This is a genomic window from Pseudomonas sp. DY-1 (genome assembly GCF_003626975.1).
Classification (GTDB): domain Bacteria; phylum Pseudomonadota; class Gammaproteobacteria; order Pseudomonadales; family Pseudomonadaceae; genus Metapseudomonas.
This window is the reverse complement of the sequence record NZ_CP032616.1, coordinates 1,916,534-1,932,803: the sequence shown is the minus strand read 5'-3', so window position 1 is coordinate 1,932,803 and position 16,270 is coordinate 1,916,534. Positions and strand designations below refer to the sequence as shown.

The window sequence follows — 16,270 nt, the reverse complement described above, 5'->3', positions numbered from 1 at the left end:
AAGGACGCATCGTGAGCGAAAAGAGCTATCTGCTGGCCATCGACAACGGCACCCAGAGCGTGCGCGCCCTGCTGTTCGACCTGCAAGGCAATCTGGTGGGCAAGGGCAAGGTACCGCTGGAGGCCTATTACTCCAGCCAGCCCGGCTGGGCCGAACAGGACCCGGACTACTACTGGGACAGCCTGGGTGAAGCCTGCCGACTGTTGTGGGAATCAGTGGATATCGACCGCAGCCTGATCCGTGGTGTCTCCCTGACCACCCAGCGCGGGACAGTCATCAACGTCGACGACGAGGGCCGGCCGTTGCGTCCGGCCATTCTCTGGCTCGACCAGCGCCAGGCCGAGGTGAAGGGAAGAATCAAGGGACCATGGGGCTGGTTGTTCAAGGCGATCGGGCTGGAAGGTACGGTGGACTACTTCCGCGCCCAGGCGGAAGCCAATTGGGTTGCGCAGAACCAACCGGAGCTCTGGTCCAGGACCCACAAGGTCCTGCTGCTGTCTGGCTTTCTCAGTCACCGTTTGTGCGGTCGCTTCGTCGATTCCGTGGCATGTCAGGTCGCCTACCTGCCGTTCGACTACAAGCGCTTGCAGTGGGCGCCGTCGCGTGACTGGAAATGGCAGTCCATGCCCGTGCGCCGCGAGCAGTTGCCGGAACTCTTCAAGCCCGGCGAGCGCCTGGGTAGCATCACTGCCGAGGCCAGCCGCCATACCGGTATTCCGGAAGGTCTGCCGCTGATTGCCGCTGGGGCTGACAAGGCCTGCGAAGTAATTGGCGCTGGCGGGGTGGAGCCGAGCGTGGCCTGCCTGTCCTACGGTACGACTGCGACCATCAACACCACGCGGCGCAAGTACCTGGAAACCATTCCACTGATCCCTCCATATCCGGCGGCGATTCCCGATCACTTCAACACCGAAGTGATGATCTATCGGGGATTCTGGATGGTCAGCTGGTTCAAGCAGGAGTTCGGCCTGCGCGAAATGCAGCGGGCGAAGGAGCTGGGGGTAGAGCCCGAGGCGTTGTTCGACGAGTTGGTCAACAGCGTGCCGCCTGGCTCCATGGGGCTGATGTTGCAGCCGTATTGGTCGCCGGGCATCCGCGAGCCGGGTCTGGAAGCGAAGGGATCGATCATCGGCTTCGGCGATGTCCATACCCGCGCGCACATCTATAGGGCCATCCTCGAAGGCCTGGCCTATGCACTTCGCCAAGGCAAGGAACAGATAGAGAAACGCTCCGGCACGGCCATCACGCGTCTGCGGGTATCAGGTGGAGGTTCCCAGAGTGATGCGGCTATGCAACTGACCGCCGACATCTTCGGCCTGCCGGCCGAGCGGCCGCACGTATACGAAACCTCGGGGCTCGGTGCGGCCATCGATTGCGCGGTGGGCCTGGGTTTGCACCCGGATTTCCCGGCGGCCATCCGTGCCATGACGCGTGTGGGCCAGGTGTTCCAGCCGGAGCCGCAGGCACAACGCACCTACGAGCGGCTGTACCGGGAGGTCTACCGGGGGATGTACAAGCAGCTGCGGCCGCTGTACCGGAAGATTCGCGACATCACCGGCTACCCGGCGTAGGGCAGCCGCAGTAGCGAATTCATTCGTGAAAGGGCCGCATCGCGGCCCCCGGCTAGCTCCCTCGCCAATGAATTAACCTACACAAAGTGCTGTGTACCCATTGATGGCGATGGGGAGTGTCAGGCCACATCCACCAGGACGATTTCGCTGTCCTCGCTGGCGGTAAAGCTGAGCACTTCCACATCGTGTACTGCCACGCCATCACGGGCTTCAGCGGCAACGCCATTCACTTCGTATCGGCCCTTGGCTGCCACCAGGTAGGCCTTGCGGCCTTTCTCCAGGCGGTACTCGGCGGTCTGGCCGGCTTTCAGGGTCGCGGCGGCGAGTCGGGCATTGGCGCGGATATGCAGGGCGTCATTACCTTCGTCAATGCCGCTAGCCAGGGTGACGAAGCTACCTGCGCGCTCGCCCTTGGGGAAGGGACGGGCACCCCAGGACGGCGCGGCGCCGTACTCGGTGGGCATGATCCAGATCTGAAAGATCTTGGTGGTTTCGTCCTCGAGGTTGTACTCGCTGTGGGCGATACCGGTACCTGCGCTCATCACTTGCACGTCGCCGGCTTCGGTACGGCCCTTGTTGCCCAGGTTGTCCTGGTGGGTGATGGCACCCTCGCGGACGTAGGTGATGATTTCCATGTCCTGGTGCGGGTGCGGCGGGAAGCCGCTCTGAGGTGCGATCTCGTCGTCGTTCCACACCCGCAGTTGGCCCCAGTTCATCCGCTGGCTGTCGTAGTAGCTGGCGAAGGAAAAGTGATGACGAGCGTTTAGCCAGCCGTGGTGAGCTCCACCCAGTTCAGCGAAGGGGCGTACTTCGATCATGTTCGGTCTCCTGTCTGCTCGCGGAGGGAGTTCTCCGGGAGGAATGGGTGGCATGATCAATCATCATATAACTGTGTAAAAGCGCAATTTGTTCGCCTTTCGTATCTATTAATTCGATTTAATTGGCATTGGGTCAATCGCCAGTGACGTCACTGCGGAAGCCTTGCGGTCCTATACTCCGGCCATTCCTGATCGACGGAGGTGATCATGGGCGAGCGCAAAGCCTTGCTGATCCTGCATGGCAAGCAAGCAACGAACGACGACGTGAGGTCTGCCGTCGAAGCCCGTCGGAATGACGGGTGGGAGTTGGCGGTGCGTGTCACCTGGGAAGGCGGTGATGCCCGGCGTCTGGTCGGGGAAGCGTTGGCAGCGGGCTATCGGACCCTGATCGCAGGAGGCGGTGACGGCACCCTGCGCGAAGTGGCCGAAGCCATCGTCCAGGCTGGTAGCGATGCCAGCCTGGCGCTGCTGCCCCTGGGCACGGCCAATGATTTCGCTCGCGCCGCCGGCATACCTCTTGAGCCCGGCGATGCGCTGGCGCTGCTGGACGTCGCGCCACGAGCCATAGACCTGGGCGATGCCGACGGGCATCTGTTCCTCAACATGGTGACAGGGGGATTTGGCTCGAAAATCACTGCCAACACCTCTGAAGACCTGAAGAAGGTGCTCGGTGGAGCGGCTTATTTTCTCACGGGCCTTACCCACTTCTCCGAGGTGCACTCGGCTCTGGGCAGTTTTCGCGGCCCGGATTTCTCTTGGGAGGGCGAGTTCCTGGCTCTCGGAATCGGTAACGGGCGTCAGGCCGGCGGTGGCCACCCTTTGTGTCCGCAAGCTGTGGTGGACGATGGACTGCTGGATCTCTGCATCATCCCGGCGCCCCAGGACGTGGTGGGCACCCTGACAACTCTGCTCTCCGGCGGCATCCTCGGCCTGGAGGCGGTTTCCGTGAGCGCACGTCTGCCGTGGGTGGAGGTGGAAGCCACGGAAGGGCTGGACCTGAACCTTGATGGCGAACCGCTGGAAAGCTCGCGTCTGCGCGTTTCCGCGCGAGTTGGGGCGCTGCGGGTGCATCTGCCGGAGAGTTCTCCGCTGCTACTGACAGGCTAGGCGCCGGAGCACTGGCGCCAGGGGATTGGCTGCGGCATGATGGCGCGGTGCCATGCCTTCAGTTTTTCGGCAATTTGCCGAAACGCTGCCATGGCAGTCCTGCCCACACCGCATTCGTAGCAGAGGAAGTTCCATGGCCGGCATTCTCGACACCGTCGATCAACGCACCCAACTGGTGGGTGAAAACCGGCTGGAAATCCTGATGTTCCGCCTCAGTGGCCGCCAGCTGTTCGCCATCAACGTGTTCAAGGTGCAGGAAGTCCTGCAGTTGCCGAAGATGACGCTGATCCCGCAGCGACATCCCTTTGTGTGCGGTGTAGTCAACCTCCGAGGCCAGACACTGCCGGTGATCGACCTATCCCAGGCCATTGGCATGCGACCACTGGTACCGGATGAGCGCAGCACCATCATCGTCACCGAGTACAACCGCTCGGTACAGGCGTTCCTGGTGGGTGGCGTGGACCGCATCCTCAACCTCAACTGGGAATCCATCATGCCGCCGCCCGGAGGCGCGGGTCGCCAGCACTATCTGACGGCGATCACCAAGGTGGATGAGCAGATCGTCGAAGTCATCGACGTGGAAAAGGTGCTGGCCGAGATCGTGCCCATGAGCACACGCGTATCCGCTGATCGCCTGGGCAACCCGCTGTTGCAGATGGCTGTGGGGCGTGAGGTGCTTCTGGTGGACGATTCCAGCGTAGCTCTGACGCAACTGCGGGAGACCCTTTCGCAGCTTGGCATGCGCATGCACATGGCCAGCGATGGCCTGAAAGCATTGAAGATGCTCAAAGCCTGGGCCGACAGTGGCGAAGACATGACCGAGAAGTTGCTGATGATCTTCACCGACGCGGAAATGCCAGAGATGGATGGCTACCGCCTGACCACCGAGATTCGCAACGATCCGCGCCTGCGCGACCTCTATGTGGTCATGCACACGTCGCTGTCCGGCAGTTTCAACGATGCGATGGTGAAGAAGGTCGGCTGCGACAACTTCCTCTCCAAGTTCCAGCCCGACAGGCTGGTGGATGTGGTGATGGACCGGCTCAAGCGCGATCAATGAGCTTGAGGTGAGCGGGGTTCGCTGCGTATAAGGTGGGTTTCGCTCGAACGCTGATCAGGAAGCCGGCCATGTTGCGTCTCTCCTCCCTCTATCGATACCCCATGAAATCCGCCATTGGCGAACCCCTGCAGAAGGTCCAGGTGGACGCCTTGGGCTTGGCAGGCGACCGGCGCTGGATGCTGGTGGATGCCGAAAATGGCCGCTTCCTGACCCAGCGCGCCTTTCCCCGGATGTCCCAGCTTTCGGCACGGTGGAACGATGCCGGCGGCTTGACCCTGAGCACCGCGGGGCAGCCGACCCTGGAAGTGCTGTTGCCCGATCCCGACGGCAATCTGCGCGGTACCTTTGTCTGGGGTGCTCCGATGCATGTGCCGGACGCCGGCGATGAAGCGGCGCAATGGCTCAGCGATTTCCTCGGCAAGGCGTGCCGCCTGGTCCATGTACCAGAACACCGTGCGCGGGACATTCCAGGCAGTCTGTTGCCGGAAGAAAAGGTGGGTTTTGCCGACGGTTTCCCGCTGCTGCTGATCGGTCAGGCCTCGCTGGAAGACTTGAGCGAACGGGTAGGGCGGCCCTTGGAGATGCTGCGTTTTCGCCCGAATCTGGTGGTGGAGGGCAGCGCGGCCTATGCCGAGGACGGCTGGAAGCGCATTCGCATCGGTGGCATCGAGTTCAGTGTCGCCAAGGGCTGCAGCCGCTGCATCCTGACCACCATCGATCCGGCGACCGGAGAACGCAACGCCGACCGTGAGCCACTGACGACCCTGAAGACCTATCGCGAGCGCGAGGGCGAGGTCTACTTTGGACAGAATCTGATCAACCGCGCTACCGGGGTGCTGGAAGTGGGGATGGAGATCGAAGTCCTCGAGTAATCTGATTTCGAGCCAATGAGAAAGGGCGCCGATTGGCGCCCTTTCTCATGTCTTACTGGTCGTCGAAATATCGCTCGTGCCAATCCACCAGAGGCTGCGGAGCGTTCAGCTTGTGCCCGTAGATCACCGAGTAGGACAGCACGTTCTGCACATACTGGCGGGTTTCGTCGAAGGGAATGGTTTCCACCCAGACATCGTAGGACAAGTGGTCGGCGCCCCGCAGCCACTGGCGAACCCGGCCGGGGCCGGCGTTGTAGGCGGCCGAGGCGAGCACTCGGTTGCCGTTGAACTGGCCGTGGACCTGACTCAGGTAGGCGGCGCCGAGCTGGATGTTGACGTCGGGGTTGAACGCCTGCTTCGGCGAGCCCAGCGGAATGCCGAACTTGCGCGCGGTTTCCTTGGCGGTGCCCGGCATCAGTTGCATCAGCCCCATTGCGCCGACGCCGGAGCGCGCGTCGGCCATGAAGGCGCTTTCCTGGCGGGTGATGGCGAACACCCAGCTGGAATGCAGACCGCGAATCTTCGCTTGCTGGGTCAGTGCCGAGCGGTGGGCCATCGGGAAGCGGATATCCAGGTCATCCCAGTACTGGGCCTGGCTGATGGTGCGGATGGCCGGGAAGTACCATTGCAGGTCATAGGCGATCTTGGCCTGGGCCACCATCTCGTCGCGGTTGAACAGGCGGCTGACGTGGTACCACTCGCGGCGGCCGTTGACGATCTCGCCGCGGTCATGGAACTCCAGCGCACGGCGGATGCCTGCGGTGTTGCGCACCTTCTGCATCACCTTCGGGTCGATGGCCAGAGGCTTGTTGTTCAACTGATAGGGTGCCTGGATACGGTCGGCGGCCATGAAGCCGTAGAAGTCACGCTCTCGGGCAACCGGTTGGAACAGCGGGACCGGTTGCTGGCTCTGGGGCTGCGCCAGTTGCAGGCTGCGGGCCTGCCAGTAGCGCCAGCGGTTGGTCTTGGCCAGGTCTTCGGGCATCTGCCGGGTCAACTGGTAGGCGTCGTCCCAGCGACCTAGTCGCAGTAGCAGGCGCGCGCGCCATTCGCTGACGGTGTTGTCGCGCAGTTCGGGGTCGTAATGAGTCATGACCTTTAGTGCGCGGGAGTCGAAGCGCTTGGCCAGGGTCAGGCCGATTTCGCGGGCGATGGCCACTTTCTCTTCCTTGGAGAAGGGCAGGCGCGCTGCATAGACATCCAGCAGGCTCAGAGCCTTCTCCGGGTCCTGGCGTGCCAGGCGGCGCAAGCCGAGACCTGCGGCATCGGCCGTGTGGCGATCGGCGGGTGCGAAACGGGCAGTCTGGCTCAATATCTGCGGCTTCTGCGCCACTTCCACCATCAGCTTGCCCTGGGTGCCCAGGCGCGGCATGGTTTTCACCAAGTGGTTGGCCAGGCCATAGTTGCGGGCTTCAGCGGCCAGCTTGGCGCGCTTCCAGCGCAGCTCCTCGGTCAGTTGGCCCTCGGCGCTCCACATGCCGAACAGCACATCGCAGGCTTCGGGCTGGGACTTGCCCACCAGCCAGAGCTTCTTGGCCGAGGCATAGCCTTCTTTCTTCATTCCGTGCTTGAGCTGGTACTGGCCGAAAAGGCAGTCGAGTTCAGTGAAATTGAGCTTGGGGTCGTAGTAATTGACGAACGTCTGCCACTCGCCCCGCTCGGCCAGCCAGCGCAACCAGCGCAGCTTCATCCACCCGGCTTGGGGAAGGTCGCCATGCTCGGCGAGGAATTTCTCTATTTCTTCGTTGCTCGCCCATTTCAGACGGGCGGTCAGCTCGTCGTATGCCAGGTAGGGCTCCAGCGGGTAGTCGCGCAGGGCATTGGCGTAGCGCTGGTAGGGGCCGGAATCACCCTTGGCCAGTGCGCGCTTGGCCTCGTCGTACATCAGCCGCTGCTGCGCGAGGGGAACCGAGGAGGCCTGAGCGACTTGCAGGCCGACCGTAGAAAGGAGCAGACAGGAAAACAGGCTGAGCAGACGACCGCGCATGACACTTCCGAGGCAGATATATCGTTGTGAATGCCCATTTCGGGGCATCGAATAGCGCCTAGCTTAGCTTCTGAGGCGGGCCGGTTAAAGCATTGCACCAGCAAGGGAAACCGGCGGTAAAAAATGCCCGAGAGACGGTGTGGCAAGTCGGGTAGAATGCGCGCCCTTATCCCGGAGGCCCCACATGACGCTGCTCAAGTTCACCGACGTATCTCTTGCCTACGGCGCCATGCCGCTGCTGGATAAGGTGTCCTGGCAGATCGCCCGTGGCGAGCGCGTTTGCATCATTGGCCGCAACGGCACAGGCAAGTCGAGCCTGCTGCGCCTGGTCAAGGGCGATCAGTTCGCCGATGACGGTGAAATCTGGCGCGCACCGGCGCTGAAGATCGGCGAATTGCCGCAAGAGTTGCCGCTTGCTGACGATCGTACCGTTTTCGACGTGGTCGCCGAGGGTCTGGCCGGTGTCGGCGCGCTGTTGGCCGAATACCATCACCTCAGCCAGCACATCCAGTCCGAGGCGGACCTGACCAAGCTGGCCCACGTCCAGCAGGAACTCGAAGCTCGCGACGGCTGGCGCCTGCAGCAACTGGTAGATAGCACCCTGAGCCGCCTGCAGCTGCCGGCGGACAAAACCCTGGCCGAGCTTTCCGGTGGCTGGCGCCGCCGCGTGCTGTTGGCACAGGCGCTGGTGGCCGAGCCTGACCTGCTGCTGCTCGACGAGCCCACCAACCATCTGGATATCGGCGCCATTGCCTGGCTGGAAGAGGCCCTGCTGGGCTTCAACGGTGCAGTACTGTTCATCACCCACGACCGTTCCTTCCTGCAGAACTTGGCCACGCGCATCCTGGAACTGGATCGCGGCCACCTGATCGACTGGAACGGCGACTACGCCAGCTTCCTGGTCCACAAGGAGCAGCAACTGGCGGCGGAAGAGACGGCCAACGCGCTGTTCGACAAGCGACTAGCGCAGGAAGAAGTATGGATTCGCCAAGGCATCAAGGCGCGTCGTACGCGTAATGAAGGTCGCGTACGCGCGCTCAAGGCGATGCGTGCCGAACGTGCCGATCGTCGCGAGCGTCAGGGCAAGGCCAGTTTCCAGCTGGAAACCGCCGAGAAGTCCGGCAAGCAGGTCATGGTGGCCGAGAGCGTCGGATTTGCACATCCGGGCGGCGAACCGCTGATTCGCGATTTCAACCTGGTGCTGCAGCGCTCCGACCGTATCGGCCTCCTTGGCGCCAACGGAACCGGCAAGACCACGCTGCTCAAGCTGCTGCTCGGGGATCTGCAACCCACCAGCGGCAGCATCGAGGTCGGCACTCGCCTCGAAGTGGCGTATTTCGACCAGTTGCGTCACCAGCTCGATCTGGAAAAGACCGTAATCGACAACCTCGCCGAAGGTCGCGAGTTCATAACCATCGAGGGCCAGAACCGTCATGTGCTGAGCTATCTCGGAGACTTCCTGTTCAGCCCGCAGCGCGCTCGCACACCCGTGAAGGCGCTGTCCGGAGGCGAACGGGCACGTCTGTTGCTGGCAAAGTTGTTCAGCAAGCCGGCGAACCTGTTGGTATTGGACGAACCAACCAACGACCTGGACGTGGAAACCCTGGAATTGCTTGAAGAAGTGCTGCTGAGCTTCCCTGGCACCGTGTTGATGGTCAGCCACGACCGGGCCTTCCTCGACAACGTGGTCACCAGCACTTTGGTGTTCGAGGGCGAGGGTCGGGTTCGCGAGTATGTGGGCGGTTATCAGGATTGGTTGCGCCAGGGCGGTTCGCCGCGCCTGCTGGGCGTTGGGGAGGGGCGAGAGGCCAAGGCCGAGGCTCCCAAGGCCGCAGAACCCGCACCCGTGGTCAAGGCGACCGTCGCTGAGGCTCCGAAGCAGAAGCTGAGCTATAAGCTCCAGCGCGAACTGGAAGCGATTCCCGGGCAGATCGAAGCCCTGGAGGCTGAGCAGGCGAAGCTGCAGGAGGAAATTTCCGACCCGGTATTCTATCAGCGCCCGGCGGAGCAGACCCGCGTGGTGCTGGAACGCCTGGATGGCTTGCAGAAGGAACTGGACCGCCTGATCGAGCGTTGGGCGGAGCTGGAAGACAGTTGAGGAAGTGAGCCGGAGAGCCCATGGCCATCGAATACCGCATCAGCCTGGATGACCTTCATGAGTTCAGCTATCGCATTGAGCTGGATCGTGAGTACGACCCGGAACGCGCTGCTGGCGCGCCGAAGTGGACGCGTCTGGAGCACCAGCAGTGCAGCAACTGCCCGTTGCGTCAGGAAACCCACAGCCATTGCCCGGCAGCGGTGGACCTGCACCGGGTGATCGAGGACTTTCAGGGCTTGCCGGCGTTCAAGAAGGTGCAGGTCTGGGTGCGTACGCCAGAGCGTGAATACGCCAAGGTGGTTGGGTTGGAGGAGGGGCTTCGCGCCCTGCTGGGGGTCATCATGGCTACCAGCGCCTGCCCGGTGCTGGGCAAGCTCAAGCCGATGGCGCATCAGCACCTGCCATTTGCCAGTAATCAGGAGTTCATCCTACGGGCCGTTTCGCTCTATCTGGCACGTCAGTATTTCAACCTTCGGGAAGGGCGCCATGCAGACTGGGAGTTGAAGGGGCTGGTGCGTCTGTTCCAGCAGCTACAGCTGGTGAACCAGGCCTTCTGGCAACGTATCCACGATACTTGCGAAGGGGACTCCAATCTCAAGGCCTTCCTGACCTTCTTCTCCATGGCCTCCAGCATGACCTACTCGCTGGAAACCCAGTTGCAGAAGATCCGGCCGCTGGTGATGAGCGCGGGCGAGGGCTTTGACTGACGCCCGCGCCCGCTGGGTCGAGTCGTTTTATTCAGGCTTCTTCAGGCGGACCGCCAGTACGTCGCAAGGTGCGCCGTGGAGCACATCGTTCGCGGTGGAGCCGAGCAGCAGAGCAAGGCCGTGGCGGCCATGGCTGCCGACAACGATCAGGTCGCAGCCCTGCTCCTCGGCGAGGCGGTGGATTTCCTGGCGTGGCTGGCCGTAGGCCAGGTGGCGCTGGTCGGCGCTCAGCTCGGAATAAATGCCGGCGAAGCCCTGCAAGCGCTCCCGAGCCTGTTCGAACTGCTGTTGCTGGAGCATGGACAGGTCCATGGGTACGTCACCACCGAAGGCCATGGCCATCGGTTCGACGATATGCACCAGCGACAGCTTGGCATTGCTGGCTTGGGCCAGCGCTTGGGCGCGACGCACCACCGGATGGCATTCATCGGTCAGGTCTACGGCGACCAGAATGTGCTGGTAGGTCATGGGTGACTCCTCCTTAAGGTTGCGCATGATCACAAGTATGGCTTTCCGGAACGTTTAACACAGGCTTTTGAGCGGGATAACCTTTATGACCATCTGGATCGTCCTGTTGCTCCTACTGGCGATGCTCAGCCCGCTGGTCTGGCTGGTGCCTTCCAAAGGGCAGCGCGGGCGTATGGAGCTGCGCCTGCAGGCACGGCGGATGGGGTTGTCCATGCAGTTGTCGCGCCAGGAGTGGCCGCACTGGTTGGTCCAGGAGCCGCCGCATTCCTGCGCCCAGTACCATCGGCCGCGTCTGCGCGGGCGCGAGGCCTGGTGCTATTGGCAGAACGAGCCGGGCACCTGGGTGAACCAGTGGCGCGAGCCGTGCGAGGACGCGGCGGTGCTGACACATCTGGCTGGTTTGCCGAAGGATGTCTACAAGGTCGAAGCGAGCTCGCAGATGATTGCCCTCTACTGGGGGGAGCGGGGAACTGCGGAAGACCTGCAGCGCATCGCCGAAACGCTGAAGGCGCTGGCCTGAGGTCAGGGCGCGACGGTGTTGCCGTCGCGCAGGTTGCCGGTCTCAGCTCTGGGCGGCGGAGTAGCGGGCGGAGATGTCTTCGAGGCCGTCGATGATGCGGTCCGAGTACTTGTTGATGAGGAACGGCACGCTGTTTTCGTTGTAGTTCTTCAGCGATTTCTCGATGTAGCGCCATTTGGTGCTGATGCCATCCAGCGCCTGGCGAATTTCCGGAGTGTTCTGCGGCGCCTGCTCCAGGCTGATCAGCTGGTTGGCAAACTGACCGGCCAGCTCGTCGATGCCCTTGCCGCCATTGCTGCCAATGAAGCTGCCACCGATGGACGCGCTACGGGAGGCGTAGTCCACTGCGATGGTCTGCATCAGCAGGCTCTGATCTCGGCTGCGCTGGGTCAGGGGCGGAACCTGGGTCGAACCCTCCTGCTGGATCCTGGCGTAGAGCTCGTTCGAGAGGTCCATCAGGCGCTTGTTCCGCTCGGTCAGGTCGGCCACCGGTTGCAGGTCGGTATAACCTTGCTGCTTGAGTGAGGTGACCAGACCGGTCAGCTCGCTGTGGTAGCTCTGCCATTCCTGGGCCAGCTGGGCGCGCAGGGCCTTCGATGCTTCCCCGGGCATTTCGCCCAGTTCCTTCAGGTGCGTATCCGCCTTCTGCACCGACTCGTCGATCAGTCGCGCGTAGCGCTGATCACCTTCCATGCCGTTGTACATATAGAAGTCGCCAAGGCTGCGCTGGGCGGCGAGGCGCATCTGATGGAGCTTGAGCAGGCTGTCCGCCGGGGACGCTTGAGCAGAAGCGAAAGCGGGAAGGGTGAGCAGGGTACCCAGCAGAATGGCAAGCAGACGGCTCGTCATTGGTACTACTCCGTGGGCCATTGGCCTCGATTGTTGTTGTTTTGGCGTTCGAATCCTGGCGGATCGAGTGGCACGAATGTACCTGTGAGGCAGGCAATTTGCCAGCGGCCTTCTGGCAGCTTTTCCGCCAAGCAGCAGTGGTCGTGATGAGACGCAATCAATTGAGTGAATCTGTGTCATTTGTCTTGCCCGACTTGCGGCAAGGCAGGTGACAGAGCTGTTTTATCGTGGCCGACCGGTCACGCTGCGCGATTGACAAGCGCAGACTTTTCCCTGAATCTGCGCTCACCCAAATCAAACGGGCGTATGAATCAAGCGTTTGTCTTGTCTGACGCTTCCGATGAAGCCCGAATATCGCGTCGGTGGGTGTGCCGGATCGATCAGGACTATGCTCCGGCAGCGCCGGAGGCAAGTCCGCCGGTCGGCTCCGATGCGTACAGTCCAGTTTCCCAAACCGTGGAGATCAGTTGATGATTTACGAAGGTAAAGCCATCACGGTTAAGGCTCTTGAGGGCGGTATCGTCGAACTGAAATTCGACCTCAAGGGTGAGTCCGTCAACAAGTTCAACCGCCTCACCCTGAACGAACTGCGTGATGCAGTTGCAGCCATCAAGGCCGACGCTTCGGTCAAGGGCGTGATCGTTAGCAGCGGCAAGGACGTGTTCATCGTCGGCGCCGATATCACCGAGTTCGTCGAGAACTTCCAGCTGCCCGACGAAGAGTTGGTGGCCGGCAACCTCGAAGCCAACAAGATCTTCAGCGCGTTCGAAGACCTCGAAGTTCCCACCGTTGCCGCGATCAACGGCATCGCCTTGGGTGGCGGCCTGGAAATGTGCCTGGCAGCCGACTATCGCGTGATGAGCACCGTTGCCAAGATCGGCCTGCCGGAAGTCAAACTCGGCATCTATCCGGGCTTCGGCGGCACTGTGCGCCTGCCGCGCCTCATCGGTACCGACAACGCGATCGAGTGGATCGCTTCCGGCAAGGAGAACCGTGCCGAGGACGCCCTGAAAGTTGGTGCCGTCGATGCTGTTGTCGCTCCCGCCCTGCTGCAGGCTGGCGCTCTGGACCTGGTCAAGCGTGCCATCTCCGGCGAGCTGGATTTCAAGGCCAAGCGTCAACCCAAGCTTGAAAAGCTGAAGCTCAATGCCATCGAACAGATGATGGCCTTCGAAACCGCCAAGGGCTTCGTTGCTGGCCAGGCCGGCCCGAATTACCCAGCTCCGGTCGAAGCCATCAAAACCATCCAGAAAGCTGCCAACTTCGGCCGCGACAAAGCTCTGGAAGTGGAAGCCGCCGGCTTCGTGAAGCTGGCCAAGACTTCGGTCGCCACTAGCCTGATCGGCCTGTTCCTGAATGACCAGGAACTGAAGAAAAAGGGCAAACAGTACGACGAAGCTGCCAAGGACGTGAAACTGGCTGCCGTACTCGGCGCTGGCATCATGGGTGGCGGCATCGCCTACCAGTCCGCTTCCAAGGGCACTCCGATCCTGATGAAGGATATCCGCGAAGAGGGTATCCAGATGGGCCTGAACGAAGCGTCCAAGCTGCTCGGCAAGCGCGTCGAGAAAGGCCGCATGAAGCCTGAAAAGATGGCTGAAGCGCTGAATGCGATTCGTCCGACCATGTCCTACGGCGACTTCGGCAACGTCGATATCGTGGTCGAAGCTGTCGTCGAGAACCCGAAGGTCAAGCACGCCGTGCTGGCCGAGGTGGAAGGTCATGTTCGCGAAGACGCGATCATCGCTTCCAACACCTCCACCATCTCCATCAGCTACCTGGCCCAGGCCCTGAAGCGTCCGGAGAACTTCGTCGGCATGCACTTCTTCAACCCGGTGCACATGATGCCGCTGGTTGAAGTGATTCGTGGCGAGAAGTCCAGCGAAGTGGCTGTTGCCACTACCGTTGCCTACGCCAAGAAAATGGGCAAGAACCCGATCGTGGTCAACGACTGCCCCGGCTTCCTGGTCAACCGTGTGCTGTTCCCGTATTTCGGCGGTTTCGCCAAGCTGCTGGAATTCGGCGTCGACTTCGTACGCATCGACAAGATCATGGAGAAGTTCGGCTGGCCCATGGGCCCGGCCTACTTGTCCGACGTGGTCGGCATCGACACCGGCCACCACGGCCGCGATGTGATGGCCGAAGGCTTCCCGGATCGTATGGCCGTTGAAGGCAAGACCGCCGTTGACGTCATGTACGAAGCCAAGCGCCTGGGTCAGAAGAATGGCAAGGGCTTCTACGCCTACGAAACCGACAAGCGCGGCAAGCCGAAGAAGGTTACCGATCCGGTTGCCTACGAAGTGCTGAAGTCGATCGTCAAGGAGCAGCGTGAGCTGACCGACGAAGACATCATCAACTTCATGATGATCCCGCTGTGCCTGGAAACCGTGCGCTGCCTGGAAGATGGCATCGTATCGACCGCTGCCGAGGCCGACATGGGCCTGATCTACGGCATCGGCTTCCCGCCCTTCCGTGGTGGTGCGCTGCGCTACATCGACAGCATCGGTGTGGCCGAGTTCGTGGCCCTGGCCGACAAGTACGCCGACCTGGGCGCGCTGTACCACCCGACCGCCAAGCTTCGCGAAATGGCCAAGAACGGCCAGAAGTTTTTCGGCTAATTGAGCGAGAGTGAAGAATATGAGCCTGAATCCTAGAGATGCAGTCATTGTCGACTTCGGCCGCACCCCGATGGGTCGCTCCAAGGGTGGCATGCACCGCAACACCCGCGCCGAAGATATGTCGGCGCACCTGATCAGCAAGCTGCTGGAGCGCAACACCAAGGTCGACCCGGCGGAAGTCGAGGATGTGATCTGGGGCTGCGTTAACCAGACGCTGGAGCAGGGCTGGAACATCGCACGCATGGCGTCGCTGATGACCCAGATCCCTCACACCAGCGCCGGCCAGACCGTCAGTCGTCTGTGCGGTTCCTCCATGAGCGCCCTGCACACCGCCGTGCAGGCCATCCAGACCGGCAACGGCGACGTATTCGTGGTCGGCGGTGTGGAGCACATGGGCCACGTCGGCATGATGCACGGCGTTGATCCGAACCCGCATATGTCCCTGTATGCCGCCAAAGCGTCCGGCATGATGGGCCTGACCGCCGAAATGCTCGGCAAGATGCATGGCATCAGCCGTGAAGCCCAGGATCAGTTCGGTGTGCGTTCGCACCAACTGGCCCACAAGGCCACCGTCGAAGGCAAGTTCAAGGATGAAATCATCCCGATGCAAGGCTACGACGAGAACGGCTTCCTGAAGGTGTTCGACTTTGACGAGACCATTCGTCCGGAGACCACCCTGGAAAGCCTGGCCAGCCTGAAGCCAGCGTTCAACCCGAAAGGCGGCACCGTGACTGCGGGTACTTCCTCGCAGATCACTGACGGCGCTTCCTGCATGATCGTGATGAGCGCCCAGCGTGCCCAGGACCTGGGTATTCAGCCGATGGCCGTAGTACGTGCCATGGCGGTTGCCGGCGTAGATCCGGCGATCATGGGTTACGGCCCCGTGCCGTCCACCCAGAAGGCGCTGAAACGCGCTGGCCTGACCATGGACGACATCGACTTCGTCGAACTCAACGAAGCCTTCGCTGCCCAGGCCCTGCCGGTGCTGAAAGACCTCAAGCTCCTCGACAAGATGGAGCAGAAGGTCAACCTGCACGGCGGTGCAATTGCCCTGGGTCACCCGTTCGGCTGCTCTGGTGCCCGTATCTCCGGTACCCTGCTGAACGTGATGAAGCAGAACGGCGGTACTCTGGGCGTGTCCACCATGTGCGTGGGTCTCGGCCAGGGCATCACCACCATCTTCGAGCGCGTATAAGCGCACGCAGGATGAGAAAACCGGGGCCCAGTGCCCCGGTTTTTGCTTTCATGTGGAGATACTTCGCAGGAATTTTCGTGTAAGGGCTGGCTTCGAGTCGCATCACGCGGCACCATGCGCAACCTTTGCGGGCTAGCCTGCATTCATCACTGTGAGGCAACCATGAGCCTGCAACCGGGTCTCTATCGTCACTACAAGGGTCAGCAGTACCGTGTCATCGGTATTGCACGACATTCCGAGACGGAGGAAGAACTGGTGGTCTACCAGGCCCTCTATGGCGAATTCGGCCTTTGGGTGCGACCGCTCAGCATGTTCACCGAAACGGTTCAGGTGGACGGCGAGCAGATTGCGCGCTTCGCCTTGGTGAGTGCGGAGCCGGACCTATTTCCTCAGCCCTGAG

Annotated in this window: 14 protein-coding genes; 10 read left to right on the top strand and 4 right to left on the bottom strand. The window is 61.7% G+C overall.

Features of this window, described 5'->3' with window-relative positions:
- Positions 1-11: 11 nt before the first annotated feature.
- Positions 12-1,571 (top strand): FGGY-family carbohydrate kinase, encoded by a 1,560-nt coding sequence (locus tag D6Z43_RS09325; protein WP_120651670.1) that lies wholly within the window; start codon positions 12-14, stop codon positions 1,569-1,571.
- 119 nt (positions 1,572-1,690) lie between these two features.
- Here the strand turns inward: D6Z43_RS09325 and D6Z43_RS09320 are convergent, their stop codons facing one another.
- Positions 1,691-2,389 carry a pirin family protein gene (locus tag D6Z43_RS09320; protein ID WP_120651669.1) on the bottom strand — a complete coding sequence of 233 codons (699 nt, stop codon included), beginning with the start codon at positions 2,387-2,389 and terminating at the stop codon, positions 1,691-1,693.
- A gap of 207 nt (positions 2,390-2,596) precedes the next feature.
- On the opposite strand from D6Z43_RS09320, the gene yegS reads away from it, so the two are divergent.
- From yegS to D6Z43_RS09305, 3 genes are all read left to right on the top strand, one after another.
- Positions 2,597-3,496 (top strand): lipid kinase YegS, encoded by a 900-nt coding sequence (gene yegS / locus D6Z43_RS09315; protein ID WP_120651668.1) that lies wholly within the window; start codon positions 2,597-2,599, stop codon positions 3,494-3,496.
- Positions 3,497-3,629: 133 nt separating this feature from the next.
- Positions 3,630-4,556, top strand: coding sequence for a chemotaxis protein CheV (locus tag D6Z43_RS09310; protein ID WP_120651667.1), 927 nt, complete (start codon positions 3,630-3,632; stop codon positions 4,554-4,556).
- A gap of 68 nt (positions 4,557-4,624) precedes the next feature.
- Entirely contained in the window at positions 4,625-5,428 is an 804-nt protein-coding gene (locus tag D6Z43_RS09305) for an MOSC domain-containing protein (RefSeq protein ID WP_120651666.1), read from the top strand.
- A gap of 52 nt (positions 5,429-5,480) precedes the next feature.
- On the opposite strand, the gene D6Z43_RS09300 is transcribed toward D6Z43_RS09305, so the two are convergent.
- On the bottom strand, positions 5,481-7,415 hold the full coding sequence (locus tag D6Z43_RS09300; protein ID WP_120651665.1) for a transglycosylase SLT domain-containing protein: 1,935 nt from the start codon (positions 7,413-7,415) through the stop codon (positions 5,481-5,483).
- A gap of 184 nt (positions 7,416-7,599) precedes the next feature.
- Here D6Z43_RS09300 and D6Z43_RS09295 point away from each other — a divergent pair, with 184 nt between their 5' ends.
- Both D6Z43_RS09295 and D6Z43_RS09290 read left to right on the top strand, forming a co-directional pair.
- Positions 7,600-9,513, top strand: a complete 1,914-nt coding sequence (locus tag D6Z43_RS09295; protein WP_120651664.1) for an ATP-binding cassette domain-containing protein — start codon at positions 7,600-7,602, stop codon at positions 9,511-9,513.
- Between the two features lie 20 nt (positions 9,514-9,533).
- Positions 9,534-10,220, top strand: a complete 687-nt coding sequence (locus D6Z43_RS09290; RefSeq protein WP_120651663.1) for a hypothetical protein — start codon at positions 9,534-9,536, stop codon at positions 10,218-10,220.
- Between the two features lie 27 nt (positions 10,221-10,247).
- On the opposite strand, the gene D6Z43_RS09285 is transcribed toward D6Z43_RS09290, so the two are convergent.
- Positions 10,248-10,688 (bottom strand): universal stress protein, encoded by a 441-nt coding sequence (locus D6Z43_RS09285; protein ID WP_077525355.1) that lies wholly within the window; start codon positions 10,686-10,688, stop codon positions 10,248-10,250.
- An 85-nt stretch (positions 10,689-10,773) separates the two neighbouring features.
- Here D6Z43_RS09285 and D6Z43_RS09280 point away from each other — a divergent pair, with 85 nt between their 5' ends.
- Positions 10,774-11,208 carry a hypothetical protein gene (locus D6Z43_RS09280; RefSeq protein WP_120651662.1) on the top strand — a complete coding sequence of 145 codons (435 nt, stop codon included), beginning with the start codon at positions 10,774-10,776 and terminating at the stop codon, positions 11,206-11,208.
- Positions 11,209-11,250: 42 nt separating this feature from the next.
- Here D6Z43_RS09280 and D6Z43_RS09275 read toward each other — a convergent pair whose 3' ends face one another.
- Positions 11,251-12,057 (bottom strand): hypothetical protein, encoded by an 807-nt coding sequence (locus D6Z43_RS09275; protein ID WP_120651661.1) that lies wholly within the window; start codon positions 12,055-12,057, stop codon positions 11,251-11,253.
- A gap of 470 nt (positions 12,058-12,527) precedes the next feature.
- On the opposite strand from D6Z43_RS09275, the gene fadB reads away from it, so the two are divergent.
- The 3 genes from fadB (at position 12,528) to D6Z43_RS09260 (ending at position 16,269) form a co-directional block, all read left to right on the top strand.
- Complete coding sequence (gene fadB, locus D6Z43_RS09270; protein WP_120651660.1) at positions 12,528-14,675, top strand: fatty acid oxidation complex subunit alpha FadB; 2,148 nt, start codon at positions 12,528-12,530, stop codon at positions 14,673-14,675.
- A gap of 19 nt (positions 14,676-14,694) precedes the next feature.
- On the top strand, positions 14,695-15,870 hold the full coding sequence (gene fadA / locus D6Z43_RS09265; RefSeq protein ID WP_120651659.1) for an acetyl-CoA C-acyltransferase FadA: 1,176 nt from the start codon (positions 14,695-14,697) through the stop codon (positions 15,868-15,870).
- A 162-nt stretch (positions 15,871-16,032) separates the two neighbouring features.
- Entirely contained in the window at positions 16,033-16,269 is a 237-nt protein-coding gene (locus D6Z43_RS09260; RefSeq protein WP_120651658.1) for a DUF1653 domain-containing protein, read from the top strand.
- Position 16,270: the final 1 nt, after the last annotated feature.

Excerpts from the sequence above, each read along its gene's own strand:
- D6Z43_RS09310 (WP_120651667.1), top strand. The coding sequence starts at position 3,630 with ATGGCCGGCATTCTCGACACCGTCGATCAACGCACCCAACTGGTGGGT.
- D6Z43_RS09275 (WP_120651661.1), bottom strand. The coding sequence starts at position 12,057 with ATGACGAGCCGTCTGCTTGCCATTCTGCTGGGTACCCTGCTCACCCTT.
- fadB (WP_120651660.1), top strand. The coding sequence starts at position 12,528 with ATGATTTACGAAGGTAAAGCCATCACGGTTAAGGCTCTTGAGGGCGGT.
- D6Z43_RS09280 (WP_120651662.1), top strand. The coding sequence starts at position 10,774 with ATGACCATCTGGATCGTCCTGTTGCTCCTACTGGCGATGCTCAGCCCG.
- fadA (WP_120651659.1), top strand. The coding sequence starts at position 14,695 with ATGAGCCTGAATCCTAGAGATGCAGTCATTGTCGACTTCGGCCGCACC.
- D6Z43_RS09320 (WP_120651669.1), bottom strand. The coding sequence starts at position 2,389 with ATGATCGAAGTACGCCCCTTCGCTGAACTGGGTGGAGCTCACCACGGC.
- D6Z43_RS09305 (WP_120651666.1), top strand. The coding sequence starts at position 4,625 with ATGTTGCGTCTCTCCTCCCTCTATCGATACCCCATGAAATCCGCCATT.
- D6Z43_RS09290 (WP_120651663.1), top strand. The coding sequence starts at position 9,534 with ATGGCCATCGAATACCGCATCAGCCTGGATGACCTTCATGAGTTCAGC.
- D6Z43_RS09260 (WP_120651658.1), top strand. The coding sequence starts at position 16,033 with ATGAGCCTGCAACCGGGTCTCTATCGTCACTACAAGGGTCAGCAGTAC.
- D6Z43_RS09285 (WP_077525355.1), bottom strand. The coding sequence starts at position 10,688 with ATGACCTACCAGCACATTCTGGTCGCCGTAGACCTGACCGATGAATGC.
- yegS (WP_120651668.1), top strand. The coding sequence starts at position 2,597 with ATGGGCGAGCGCAAAGCCTTGCTGATCCTGCATGGCAAGCAAGCAACG.
- D6Z43_RS09295 (WP_120651664.1), top strand. The coding sequence starts at position 7,600 with ATGACGCTGCTCAAGTTCACCGACGTATCTCTTGCCTACGGCGCCATG.
- D6Z43_RS09300 (WP_120651665.1), bottom strand. The coding sequence starts at position 7,415 with ATGCGCGGTCGTCTGCTCAGCCTGTTTTCCTGTCTGCTCCTTTCTACG.